Origin of the sequence: Pseudoalteromonas sp. PPB1, assembly GCF_015356275.1 — a bacterium.
Lineage (GTDB): Bacteria > Pseudomonadota > Gammaproteobacteria > Enterobacterales > Alteromonadaceae > Pseudoalteromonas > Pseudoalteromonas rubra_D.
On sequence record NZ_JACEQV010000003.1, the window covers coordinates 97936 to 110898 of the forward strand.

Annotated in this window: 12 protein-coding genes; 4 read left to right on the forward strand and 8 right to left on the reverse strand. The window is 45.5% G+C overall.

Annotated features, from left to right (window positions below):
* Position 1: 1 nt before the first annotated feature.
* Positions 2-913 carry a hypothetical protein gene (locus IY568_RS04315; protein WP_194866856.1) on the forward strand — a complete coding sequence of 304 codons (912 nt, stop codon included), beginning with the start codon at positions 2-4 and terminating at the stop codon, positions 911-913.
* A gap of 55 nt (positions 914-968) precedes the next feature.
* On the opposite strand, the gene IY568_RS04320 is transcribed toward IY568_RS04315, so the two are convergent.
* Positions 969-1262: a ComEA family DNA-binding protein gene (locus tag IY568_RS04320; RefSeq protein WP_125560243.1), complete on the reverse strand. Its 294-nt coding sequence runs from the start codon at positions 1260-1262 to the stop codon at positions 969-971.
* Positions 1263-1634: 372 nt separating this feature from the next.
* On the opposite strand from IY568_RS04320, the gene IY568_RS04325 reads away from it, so the two are divergent.
* Positions 1635-1946, forward strand: a complete 312-nt coding sequence (locus IY568_RS04325; protein ID WP_049865025.1) for a YebG family protein — start codon at positions 1635-1637, stop codon at positions 1944-1946.
* Positions 1947-2013: 67 nt separating this feature from the next.
* Here IY568_RS04325 and IY568_RS04330 read toward each other — a convergent pair whose 3' ends face one another.
* The 4 genes from IY568_RS04330 to IY568_RS04345 all read right to left on the reverse strand — a co-directional run bounded on the left by IY568_RS04330 (position 2014) and on the right by IY568_RS04345 (position 6057).
* Complete coding sequence (locus tag IY568_RS04330) at positions 2014-3207, reverse strand: amino acid aminotransferase (protein WP_125560086.1); 1194 nt, start codon at positions 3205-3207, stop codon at positions 2014-2016.
* Positions 3208-3312: 105 nt separating this feature from the next.
* Positions 3313-3972, reverse strand: coding sequence for a GAF domain-containing protein (locus tag IY568_RS04335; RefSeq protein ID WP_125560084.1), 660 nt, complete (start codon positions 3970-3972; stop codon positions 3313-3315).
* Positions 3973-4086: 114 nt separating this feature from the next.
* Positions 4087-5733 carry a SpoIIE family protein phosphatase gene (locus IY568_RS04340; protein WP_194866857.1) on the reverse strand — a complete coding sequence of 549 codons (1647 nt, stop codon included), beginning with the start codon at positions 5731-5733 and terminating at the stop codon, positions 4087-4089.
* A gap of 18 nt (positions 5734-5751) precedes the next feature.
* Entirely contained in the window at positions 5752-6057 is a 306-nt protein-coding gene (locus IY568_RS04345; protein ID WP_010382395.1) for an STAS domain-containing protein, read from the reverse strand.
* Positions 6058-6202: 145 nt separating this feature from the next.
* Between IY568_RS04345 and IY568_RS04350 the strand changes: the two genes are divergently transcribed.
* Positions 6203-6532: a stress response translation initiation inhibitor YciH gene (locus IY568_RS04350; RefSeq protein WP_125560080.1), complete on the forward strand. Its 330-nt coding sequence runs from the start codon at positions 6203-6205 to the stop codon at positions 6530-6532.
* 50 nt (positions 6533-6582) lie between these two features.
* Here IY568_RS04350 and IY568_RS04355 read toward each other — a convergent pair whose 3' ends face one another.
* On the reverse strand, positions 6583-9576 hold the full coding sequence (locus IY568_RS04355; protein ID WP_194866858.1) for an EAL domain-containing protein: 2994 nt from the start codon (positions 9574-9576) through the stop codon (positions 6583-6585).
* Positions 9577-9891: 315 nt separating this feature from the next.
* Here IY568_RS04355 and IY568_RS04360 point away from each other — a divergent pair, with 315 nt between their 5' ends.
* A complete protein-coding gene (locus IY568_RS04360) occupies positions 9892-11046 on the forward strand; it encodes a chorismate mutase (protein WP_125560076.1) in 1155 nt (384 codons plus the stop codon).
* A 262-nt stretch (positions 11047-11308) separates the two neighbouring features.
* Here IY568_RS04360 and tyrA read toward each other — a convergent pair whose 3' ends face one another.
* Entirely contained in the window at positions 11309-12442 is a 1134-nt protein-coding gene (gene tyrA, locus IY568_RS04365) for a bifunctional chorismate mutase/prephenate dehydrogenase (protein ID WP_194866859.1), read from the reverse strand.
* Between the two features lie 159 nt (positions 12443-12601).
* On the reverse strand, positions 12602-12961 hold the full coding sequence (gene rplS, locus IY568_RS04370) for a 50S ribosomal protein L19 (RefSeq protein ID WP_125560072.1): 360 nt from the start codon (positions 12959-12961) through the stop codon (positions 12602-12604).
* Positions 12962-12963 lie beyond the last annotated feature (2 nt).

Here is a 12963-nt window from a genome sequence, read left to right on the forward strand (position 1 = left end):
TATGATGACAATCACGCAGTCTGTTTTACTTATGAGCATGGTGGTTTTACATACCTGGATTGCATTTTCAGCAAGTGCTCGGATCCAGCTACTTAGCGATGACCCACTCGACATCGAGATGGTGTTTTCACAGCAGCCTCTCGATATTTCTACAGACTCAAACAACCTGGTGCTAAATTACATCTTAAAAACTTCCCCCTCTTATTTCCGCCCGCCTTTGCTACTAGCTCCGGGTACACGCATCGATCAATTACTACAAAGCAACCTGCCCTTTTGCGCCCTAAACCGGATAAAAACACGGCAGCGAGCAAAACAGTATTTATTCAGTTTACCCGTACATCTTTACCCCAGCCACAGGCTGTACTTTTTACCATTAAATATTAAACTTGCGCCTTTTCTCAACGAACAAGGACAACTAACTGATCTCATTGCCCTACTCAAGGCACACCCCAGAACGACCTTGCTCACGGAGGCACAGCGCTCGTATGGCGATTATCTGGATACACAACTGGCCAGGGTTGATAAAGCTCAGCTAATCAGACGTCCCGGCGGTGACAGTTATAAGGCAACCATCACCATGTTCGAACGAGGGCGGGTGAGTTTTATTCTGACTTACCCGACAACAATTCAACGCTATGCGAGCAAGCTGACGCTTGAGCAAGTACACAGTATCGAAATAGCAAACAATCCATCATTTGTTCTTGGCCACATTGCCTGCTCTGACACCCCCGAAACCCGGGAGTTCCTTAAAGTTGTCAACGTCGCACTGCAGCACCTGTACCAAACATCGCGTTTTTATGATCTGCATCTGAGGTATTTACCTGAATCAGAGCGTGACTATTTCAAATCACAACTTGAGCAACAAATCACCAAAGCACAAATAAATAATCAGGAAATTTACCCCAAAAAATAATAAAAAGAGCAGCCAAAGCTGCTCCTGGAGATGACCAGACTAATCTGGAACAACGCTAAAATGTCACCTTGCCTTTGAGTTTGGCAAGGATGTTCACACCTATGCCATTCACCCGTAATAATGCGTCCATATCCTGAAAGTCCCCTGCTTCTTCGCGTGAGCGGACAATTGCTTGTGCTTTTTTCATCCCAATACCAGGCAAACGGGTTAACTCTTCGGCGCTGGCACGGTTTACATTCACCGTAGCATCAGCAACTTGCTGAGTTGCTGCAGATGTTTGCTCTGGTTGAGCCATAATGGGAAGTGCGGCAGATAACGCCAATGTCGCTAAGAGTGTTTTGATATTCATCGTGAGATCCCTCAATTAAAATGTCCATGTCGTCGTGTATGCATCACAATGTACACACACAGTTAAAATAAAGTAAACACAGATAAATATGTCAAAATTATGTCTGCTTTTCTTGTTGCTTATTTTTCATCTCACTCTGTTATGCTAATTTTTACAAACTATGCTAATAGCAACCTGGCCTCATTCATTGAGAACAAACAGGTTAGCAATATCTGTTTGTTTTTATTAATAAAGCCTACATAAGATAAGTGCTTACTGTGTTGAGCTATTGCGCTTGGATCAGCTATATCGGTACATAACAGCACTTTATCAGTTGTAATTATTGACAAGACAAGTTACTGTACATAAAAACAGTGTTCGTGGAGAGTGATCATGGCGGTTATCGTTAAGTATGTGGTAGAAAGAAATGGAGTAGAGCGTATGACATTTACCAGCAAAAAAGAGGCTGATGCTTATGATAAAATGCTGGATGTTGCAGAAGCGCTTGAAGGCATGTTAGAAAAAGTAGATGTTCCACTCAGTGAGCAGCAGGTTGAGTCGCTTGCACTGGAAATTGCCAAACAAAAAGACGATTTTATGGCCATCTTAAAAGGGGGTAAAGTGTCAACAAAGAAAGACACTGAAGAGAAACCCGCTAACAAAAAAGGGGATGATGATAAGGTTACGGCCATCAAACAAGCCTAATGTCTTTGACCAAACTTACAAAAAAGCCAGCTCTTATAAAAGAGCTGGCTTTTTAATAGAAACACGCTTATTTCAGAACAGCAGCAACGGCATCCGCAAAGTAATCGATATTCTCTTTGCTCACACCTGCAACGTTTACGCGGCTGGAACCAACAATATAAATTGAATATTCCTCACGTAATCTGTCGATTTGTGCCTTATTTATACCCAGGAATGAGAACATTCCATTCTGACTTTCAATGAAAGAGAAGTCCTGTCCCGCATCTTTGGCATTCAGATTGTCTTTAAGCAGGCTACGCAGGCCATTAATACGGTCACGCATTTCAGCCAGCTCCTGATGCCACTCCTGAGTCAGCTCCTCGCTACCCAGAATAGTGTTCACAATGTCCGCACCGTGTGCAGGAGGCATTGAGTAGATGCTACGTACAACGCTGAGTAACACGGAGTTGGCCACGTCTGCCACAGCCGTATCCTTAGCAACGAATGAGCATGCTCCGATGCGTTCACGGTAAAGACCAAAGTTCTTAGAGCAAGAAGAACAGATCAGCATCTCGTCGACCGTAGCAGCTAGCAGACGCAGACCCTGAGCATCTTCTTCCAGGCCGCTTCCAAAGCCCTGATACGCAATGTCAACAAGTGGTGTAAAGCCCACATCTTTTGCTAACTCAGCAACAACTTGCCATTGCTCTGCGTTTAAATCCATACCACTTGGGTTATGACAGCATGCGTGAAGTAACACGATGTCACCTTTTGGTACCTGCTTTAGCGCTTCAATCATTTCATCGAACAGCAGGCCTTTGTTTTCATAGTCGTAGTACGGGTATTCTTTAACTGTCAGACCAGCGGCTTCAAACAAGCCAATGTGGTTTGCCCAAGTTGGATTTGTCACCCATACCGTAGCATCTGCATTGCAACGCTTAATAAATTCAGCAGCAACACGTAAAGCACCTGTACCACCTGGCGCCTGAGCTGTTCTGATACGATTCGCCAGTAAGGCCGGGTGTTCATTACCGAGCAACAACTTTTCCATCTTGTCGCAGTAATCCAGGTTACCCGCTAAACCAATGTAAGATTTAGTTGTTTCATTTTCCAGACGAAACGCTTCAGCCTTTTTTACCGCCTTCAGAACCGGGGTATGACCCTGTTCGTCTTTATACACCCCAACCCCTAGGTCAATCTTATTTGGGTTAGTATCTTTTTTATAGGCGGCCATCAGGCCCAGGATTGGATCCGTCGGAAGTGGTTTTAGTTCTGAAAACATGGTTCTCTCTTTTCCTAATTAACGTAAACGAGATTTTCTAACTCGTTTGTCACGGGGTTAACTCTGAGCTCATATTAACATAAGTTGTCGCGAAGACGAGCCCGCTTAGCTTGGAAGATACTCAATCGAGCGAAGACAAGCGGCAACTAAAACTGCCAGCTTGTATTCATCGAAGCACTCCTGCTCAAAAGCTTCTGCATCAATAATCCCCAGGCACTCACCCTGTTGATTTAACAGCGGCAAACACACCTCAGCTTGTACTTTAGGGTCGCAGGTATAATACTCGCCTCCCTGAGCCACATAATCAGGGATGTTATTGATCACACGTGCCTGCTCAGACAAATACGTCTGAATGTTGTTTGATGTAGTAGCAAACGTCTCGGTAATCGGAAACAGAGGACGACTGGGTGCACCATAGTAAGCCAGCTTTAACAACTGCTGTATTCCTTCAGCCGACCGCGCCTGATAAATCCCAAACCAATCCACCCCTGTGGCAGTTTTGACGTATTCAGCAATGGTCTGTAAACGCGATAACTGCTGTTCGCTTTCATTGTTACGGCTAACATAATCCGTCAGTAAGAAGGGCGCTTCCTGCAAATTACCAAATAGGCTACAACTGCCCCCCTCGCCAAGTTCAGGAATTTGGTATGACCATATTGCACTAAGGCTATGGGTATCAAGGTATGCGTCCAGCTCTGCGAGCTGACCCGCCACAACGGCTTCGCTGATTGATAAATTACAGTGAGAAAGATAGGTAGAAATCATTTGGCCATCCAAACATCTAAATATCCATCAAATTTAACATGGACGAATGGGGTATGCCAGCGTGTTATGAGAATTTTTTATTTTCATTAAGAGAAGCAACAGGGCAAAATCATATCATCGAAGCGAATAAACCAACTCCACCTCGTTACCGACCTGATTATACGTCACACTTTTTGCAATCTCAGAGAGTAACTCGACGCCCCTGCCATGCTCCTGTTGCGATTGATGCAGTGCCGTTGAACTATGATCGAAACCATTTCCCGAGTCACAGATATTGAAAACCAGGCAAAACTCCTCCGGACAGAAGCGCACATTGATGATGATCAGCGCATCTTTGAGACTTTCCAGTGCTATTGCTCTTTGCTGATAATATTCAATAAAGCCATCGTCCTGATTTTTCAAATCCGATTTCAATCCCAATACACCATGGTCGAGCGAATTGTTGTATGCCTCAGAGAGTAATAAGAACACATTTGACCTGTGCGCATGCAGACCTTCTACTTGCGACAAGATATCTACTAACTCCAGAACCGGATCGGTATATCTCATCTGTTGCGCATTCAGCGAAATACTAATGTTAAATGGTAGAGTTGAATACTCTGGAGGTAGGGCTTCCGTGGAAGTATCAGGCAGACAGTTAATAATTGCGATGCTCAAATCATCCTGCTGCTCTTTATGCCCACTGTACTCGCGCACTTGTTGAATAATATCCTTCGTCGAGATATCAACTTTGCAACTCAATACATCTATCAGACGCTGCTCACCAAATAATTCACCATCCGGGGCCTCACTTTCAATAATACCATCCGTTGCCATCACAATACGGGTGCCCACATCCACTTCAAAGTGCAGCGTATTACGCTCAAACTCATCCTCGTCGAGTATCCCAAGAGACATGTGCTGAGACTCGATGGTTTTAAGTACTTGCCCCTGACCATCTATCAGATAGATGTCCGGAAATCCACCTAACCAGGCAGACAGGTTTCTCCCGGAACTGCTGATTTCTATAATAGCGGCAGCGCAAAACATATGTCCGGGTAGCAGCGTATTCAATGAACTATTAAGCTCTGCTGCAATATCATTCACCGCCATCCCTTTTTGCACCATAGTGTAAAAAATCTTAGATGCAGGCAACGCCCCCACTGCTGCAGCCAGGCCGTGTCCGGTAAAATCACCTAACAAGCAGTAAAAGCCACCAATCGGGCTTTTTGCCATCAGGAACATATCGCCGTTAAACATTGAGGCAGGTGACAGGTGATAGTCACATAAATCCGCAAAATCTTGCTGCCCAGACAAAGCATTACGGAAAATATGCTCGACGATTTCGTGTTCTCGTTCGATTTGATTGTAGTGGTACTCTAGCTGTTTCTTTTGCTCATGGGCTTCTTTACTGAGCTTTCTCGTTCTGGCATGCGCACGGATCTTGGCAGACAGTACAATTCTGTCGAACGGTTTATGTATGAAGTCATCTCCTCCAACATGAAGGCACTTTTCAAAACTGGCGTGATCTTCCAGCGCGGTGATGAATATCACAGGCAAGTATACATCACCTGCATGCTCTTTAATCTTGGGCGCGGTCTCGAAGCCATCCATTACTGGCATCATTACGTCCAACAAAACAATATCCACATCGTGCTCGTAGAGCAAATTCAACGCTTCCTGACCATTATTCGCTACCAGCACGTCATAGTGTTGGTGCTCAAGCATGGTTTGTAGCAATCGACAATTGAGTGGCTGGTCATCCACAACCAAAATTAACATGCACGAATCCCTCGTGAATTAGTCAATATCAAATTTTTTATCGAAGCGTGAAATTTGTAAGATCTTCTTCAGCTGGGGTCTGCAATTACTGATCTGTATACTAGATACCGAATCACCCAGGGTCTTCTTCATGTTGAGCAACATACCTAATGCGGAGCTATCCATGTAGTCAGTGTCGCGAAGATCAACGACCACTTTCTCCGTTTGATTACCTACGTCGGCATAGGCCTGACGAAAAGACTGGACCAAGTTGAAATCAAATTTCCCTTTGATTTGAATCGTTAGAGTTTTTCCATCCGCTGAAGCATTTTTGCTCAGGCTCATCGCAAGCTCCTACTTTGGTTAAATTTTGGTATCCATGATGTTGTTTTAAATATAAACCGATAAGTGAAATTAGCCAAAAAATTATCTCGCTTCATACTGCTTTTTGTTACCATAAGGGTATTAAGATTGATACAGGAGAGGCAAAATGTCAGAAAGTCGTTTGGTGTACTCCACCGAGTCTGGCCGGATCAAACATACCGAAAGCCAGCAAGAACCAGAAGTGAAATTATTTAAAGACGGCGCGGTGCGAATAGAGCGACAGACAAAAGGCCGCAAAGGAAAAGGCGTAATGCTGGTTGTGGGTATCGACCCTGCCGAACACGACCTGAAAAAATTAGCAAAAACCCTGAAAAGTAAAATGGGCCAGGGCGGTGCACTCAAAGACAACATCATTGAGATCCAGGGAGATGACCGCGACAAGCTTAAAACCTTGTTAGAAGCGCAGGGCTTTAAGGTTAAAATAGCCGGCGGCTAACCTCGGCGCAGTGCGAAGTCCGCCCCGAGCCGACTTCGCAGACCAATCCTCTAGTGCGCCTGTTTACCCTGACCAATATCCGGATGCTGACTTTGCATTAAGATTTCATGTTCGGTCAAAGGTGCGCTGTAGTAATAACCTTGCACGATAAAACAATTGTTTCTTTGTAAAAAAGCCACTTGCTCCTGAGTTTCTACTCCTTCTGCAATCACTTTCATGCTGAGCTTTTGCGCCATCGCGATGATAGCCGCAGTGATTTCCATGTCATTAGAGTCCTCAGGGATGTCCTTAACAAAGGACCGATCTACTTTGAGTACGTCAACCGGAAAGCGTTTTAAATAACTCAGTGAAGAGTAGCCAGTGCCAAAATCGTCAATGGACAAAGACACACCGAGTTTTTTCATTTCCAGGAGCTGCTCGATTGCCGCTTCAACGTCTCCCATTAGCATACTCTCCGTGAGCTCCAGGTGCAGCATCTGAGGTGACAGTCCAGTCTCTTTTAATGTCATTGCAATGTTATCAATCAGCTCAGCATCTTTAAACTGACGAGCTGATAGGTTGATTGAAATATCTGCGGTGCGGCCACTGCGGCGTAACCTGGCCGAAAACTGGCAAGCCTCACGCAATACCCAAGCGCCAAGCTCTACTATCATACCGGTTGCCTCAGCGATGGGTATAAACTTTGTCGGTGCAATGAACCCTTTTTCAGGATGATACCAGCGCACCAGTGCTTCGTAGCCGACCACTTGCTCTGTAATGCTGTCAATCTGGGGTTGGTAGCGCAGACTGAACTGTCCTTCCTTAATGGCCTGACGCAGCTCGTTTTCGATATACAAACGTTCGTTGGCCGCCGCATCCAACTCCTGCGAGTAAAAATGGAATGTATTTCGCCCTTTCGCTTTGGCCTCATACATCGCCAAATCTGCGTGTTTCAGCAACTGCTCTTCTTCTTTGCTATCAAAAGGAGCCAATGTTATGCCAATACTGGCACTGACAATCACTTCATTATTGCCAAGCCGAATTGGTTTCGCCAATGTTCGCTGAATGGTATGTGCTACGTCCATCGCATTTTCGCGACTCTCAATCCCACTGAGCAGAACAGCAAACTCATCACCACCCAGGCGTGCAATCGTGTCTTCTGCACGCAACCTCTGTTTTAGCCTGTCCGCCACTTCAACCAGTAACCGGTCTCCAGCATCATGACCCAGCGTATCATTAATGCGCTTAAATTCGTCGAGATCAAAATAAAACAGTGCAAAGGCATAATGCCCGCGCTCAGCCAGTGCCATCGACTTACGCAGCTGCATACGGAAAAAAGTACGATTTGCCAGACCAGTCAGGGTATCAAAATAGGCCAGCTCTTCCATTTTCCGCTGGCTCTCTTTAACAAAGGAAATATCCTGAGCCGACGCCACATAGCTGGAAATACGTCCATTCTCTTCTCTGATTGGGGAAATACTCAGACTCACCCAGATCTGTTCATCAGAAACGCCTTGCAGCAGTGTATCACCACGCCAGTAGTTACGACTGCGAAGGTCAAAGTCTATGTCATCGACAATAATCGCCATCTCTTTCGAAACAATGCCGAGCAAAGGCGCACCAATGAAATGCGCTTCATTAAAGCCAGTCATCTCCAGCATTTTGGGATTGACATATTCAATCTTGAATCTGTCATTAGTAATTAACACCCCTGTGCCCGAGAACTCTACGGCCTTACCAAGTCGGTTCGCTTGCTTTTGTGCGGACTCTCTCTCCGACACACGAGTATTAAGCCCATGGATCAATTTACGGGTTTCACCGCTCATATCATTGATTGAGGCGTTTAGCATCCCCAGCTCATCATTAGCATCTGGCAATTCTGGGTGATTAAGCTGACCTTTGCCAAACGACACCAGAGTATCCACAGATTGATTAATGCGCCTGAGGATCAAATGATAGATCACCTGATGCAACAACAGAGAAACAAACAGCCCATAGATGATAAACAAACCAGAGAACTTCCACTTCAGATCATGCAATGCAAACAAAGCCGAGTCCCGTTTCTTGTAATAACCGATATACCAATCCAGCTCGGTCAGGTGAACAACGTTCGCTAAATAAGACTCCTGCTGATACCCAAATTCACTTTGCAGACTAGGTAAGTTAACGCGCAACGTATTTTCTATCATTTCCTGAAAAGCAGCAGGTAAAGCAGCTTTGTCTGCCAGTCGATTATTATGTGCAATGATGCCCATATTGGGTGCAGATAACACCCGCCCCTGCTTATCAAACACAATGTATGCAGACTCTTCAGTGACTTTCGGGAGTCGCCTCAGTAATACGTCGAGCTCCAAATCACTCCCCGTAAACCCTCGATAAACGTCGTCAACATACAATGGCACTAGCACACTCACGACCCACTTACTCCAGACTTCGTCATAATGGATCCCAGACCAAAGTGCCTGACGAGTGGGGTTAAGCTCTTCGCGCAACAGTGGCAACGCATGAATACTGAAATGACTGTTTCCTTTGCCGTCTACTAGCAGAGAATTTGGTGGTGAAATCCGCACAAAGTCATCAGTGGTATGAAGATAAAAGTTGAAAAAGTCTTGCAATAGCAAAGGTGACAAAGAGTTCCAGACGAACTCTGATTCGGTAAGTAATGCCTGAGTCTTTTCGTTCAAGTTTTTGGCTGGTAAGTAGGCCGCAGAAATACCGTTAGCCGCAATACTATTGATGCGCTCATCGTGTCGATTTATTTGCACCTGCTGTTCTGATGAAGTTTGTCCGGCTTGCTCTGAAAACAAGGATCTGCTGACCACCATATTGGCTTGCTGAGCCAGCTTTTTCTTTAGTGTCAGAAACTCAGAGAAGTGCATCAGGGTTTGTTCACTTTGCACTCTCAACTCATGAAATTCTTCATAAACAAGCTGCTTTTCTTCGGTTTTCAACATTAGAGCAGCAGCAATTGCCCCGGCAATCAAACAAACAGCGGCAGTTAACACCGGAAGTTTGACACTGAGCGAGTTAAAACCAAAGCGAGACACAGGTCGTCGATAGCCCACGATAAACCTTTTAGCTAGTTATAGTTTTTTCATGATAAGTGCGCAGAATATACCAGATCATGAGTACCCTCGCCAAACACTTTGCCAGATATGTCTCAATTCAGGCTTGTATAATTAAAATGATCTGTGCTAATAATAGCGTTAATTAAATTAAGCACCAAAATTTAGACAGATTTATGACTTTAACAACACGCAACTATTTTTTCTTTTTTAGCTTCTTTAGGTGAAGAGGCTTAACTGTTTGCGTGTAAAGTTCAGATAGCTAAGCCTCCCACACTGGGAGGCTTTTTTTTGGCAAAATGGGAGTGAGGACCTATGACACAAGATACTTTGGATGCTCTGCGTAAAGACATCAACGAAATTGACTCTGAGCTGCTTATTCTGCTGGCAAAACGCCGCAGACTAAGCCATAGCGTATTGGAATATAAGATAACCAATAACAAACCGATCCGCGACGAAGCCCGTGAGCTCGCGCTACTTGAAAAGCTCATCAACTATGGTAAATCTCTTGGTCTGGACCCTTTTTATATTAATAATGTTTTTCAGGTTATCCTGGAAGATTCAGTGTTAAACCAGCAAGCGATGCTACAAAAGAGCCTGAACCCAGAGTCGTTGAGCGATACACATAAAGTAGCTTATCTCGGCGGACAAGGATCATACAGCCAGCTTGCCTGTCATAAATATTTTAGCCGCCGTCCAGGTACCCTGATCGAACTGGGATGCCAGACATTTTTAGATATCACTCAGTCTGTAGAAAAAGGTCAGGCTGATTACGGTATCTTACCCATTGAAAACACTAGCTCTGGCAGTATCAATGAGGTCTTTGATTTGCTCCAGCACGCTCAGGTTTCCATTATTGGTGAGGTGACGCACAGTGTGGAACATTGTTTACTGGCGCAAGAAGGCACAACGCTCAAAGACATCAACAAGATCTTTGCTCATCACCAACCCTTCGCGCAATGTAGTCGCTTCCTGGAAGGGCTTGGCGACCTGACACAAGAAGCGTGCGATTCCACGTCCAGTGCGCTAAAACTGGCAGCCGATACACCGAATAGTGCAGCCATTGGCTCAGCACAGGCCGGGAAAGGATTTGGCCTGGAAGTGCTCAAAACAGGCCTCGCGAACCAGGCTGAAAATCATAGCCGTTTTATTGTCGTTGCACGCCAGCCACTGCAAGTATCGACACAGATCCCGACCAAAACCAGCCTGATCATGGCAACCAAACAAAAAGTCGGCTCGCTAGCCGATGCCTTGATGGTTTTCAAAGAGCACAACATTAATATGACTAAGCTGGAATCACGTCCGGTACCAGGTAACCCCTGGGAGGAAGTCTTTTACGTTGACCTGCAGGCCAATGTCGCCGATAAACTGGTTCAAAGTGCTCTGGAGTCGCTAAAAGAGCATACTCAGTTCGTGCGCATTCTCGGCTGCTATCAAAGCGAATCTTTGCAGGCTGTTGAAGTTGTATAATACCAATTTGCTTAATTAAGTATGCTATTTTGAGGCGAGAAAAAAGGGGCGATAACATCGCTCCCGCATCCTGCTATCGCTAAGGCACCTACGTCCATATAGGCAAGGCGAAAATTTGCGAACTCATACCTTAGTAAAGGTTCTAAATGAGACATTTTTAACGCTGTTAGCGCCCTATTTGCTCCTTCAAATAGGCCAAGTATTAAGTGAAATAGGTATTAGGTATGCAGAGCGAGGCCTGCCTCGCTCTGATATGAGGCAATTATGAAATGACCTTGGCGTCGTTAGCCTTATTGAGCAAACCACGGCTTTGGCGCAAAAAGGTTTGGGCACTGTCCGAGAAATAACCCTTCGCTTCTTCAAAAGCGGCCATTAAGGCGGCTTTGTCCCCAGCCTGCAACCTGGTTAGGGTTTGCTCAAACGTATCCTGATAGCTCGCAAGCAACCCTTCGACCTCATCAAATTGGGCCAGCATAATATCGGTATAGAGTTCCCCTGATTGCGCGAACAAGCGCCCGACCATCATGAGTTCTAACTGGTAAATTGGTGATGAGCAGCTTCTCAGTTCTTCCAGGGTATGGCATTGCCGGGCCAAAAACTGACCATATACAAAAGTAGTCAGGTGGCGCATAACCTGAATAATCTGCATTGCCTGATCGTGTTTTTTAGCAGCCATAGTGGCCAAATGACAGCCCCAGATCTGTAATTGTTCAAGCAGTCCCTGGTAAACTTCATTCCCACGCCCGTCGCACACCACAACAGTTTGTTTAACCCAGTGTGAAATATCTGGTCCAAACATCGGGTGTAATCCGACCACAGGTCCGGGATGCTTTTTCATCATTGCCTGTAGCGGGGCTTGTTTAACCGATGTAATGTCAGCGAGTATACACTCATCAGGCAGTGCTGGCAGGTCCTGGATCACTTGCTCCAAGGCATTGATGGGGACACTCAACAATACCAATCTAGCGTCTGCAAGGATGCTTGCTTGATCGGCCTGCTGTGCCTTATCAAGCACCCGTACTTCGTACCCAGAGCGTTGCAACTGGCGAGCAAAAAGTTGGCCCATAGCACCTGCGCCACCAACAATCACCACAGGGGATAATTGCGGCGCTGCACATGCCAATTCACTTTGCTGATTTTCATAAGCCTCACGCATCATACGGCGCAAAATGTCTTCAACCAGATCCGGGTTTACCCCTTTGCGCTCAGCCTGTGCTCGCCGTGCCTCAATCAGGCTTGCTTCCCGTTGCGGTACATGCAGTGGTGCCCCGGAGGCTTGTTTAATTTTCCCTACCTGTTCAGTGAGCTCACGCCGCTGCGCGAGCAGGTCAACTAACGCGCTGTCACACGCGTCAATTTTTTCCCTGAGCAAGGATAGTTCAGATGTTTGACTCATTCCCATACCGTAAACTATTATTTACTTCAGTAAACTAAAAGATACAGCCAGTCTAACAGGAAGCAGGATGATTAGAAAGCAGATTGGAATTATAGGATACAAAAACCAAAACGGGCCACTCAAAGAGTGGCGTTTTTAAGCATTGGTAAATGCGACGTATTAGTTAAGTTTTTCTTTAATACGTGCAGACTTACCAGAACGCTCACGCAGATAGTAAAGTTTCGCGCGGCGAACTGCACCACGACGCTTCACTGCAATGCTGCTGACAAGAGGGCTGTGCGTTTGGAATACACGCTCTACACCTTCACCGTTCGAGATTTTACGAACTGTGAATGCAGAGTGAAGACCACGATTACGCTTAGCGATTACAACACCTTCAAAGGCCTGTAGACGCTCTTTGTCACCTTCTTTAACGCGTACCTGAACAACAACTGTGTCACCAGCGCCGAACGCAGGTACGTCTTTTTTAAGCTGCTCTTCTTCAAGCGCTTTAATAATATTTTGGTTTACTTTTGCCATTT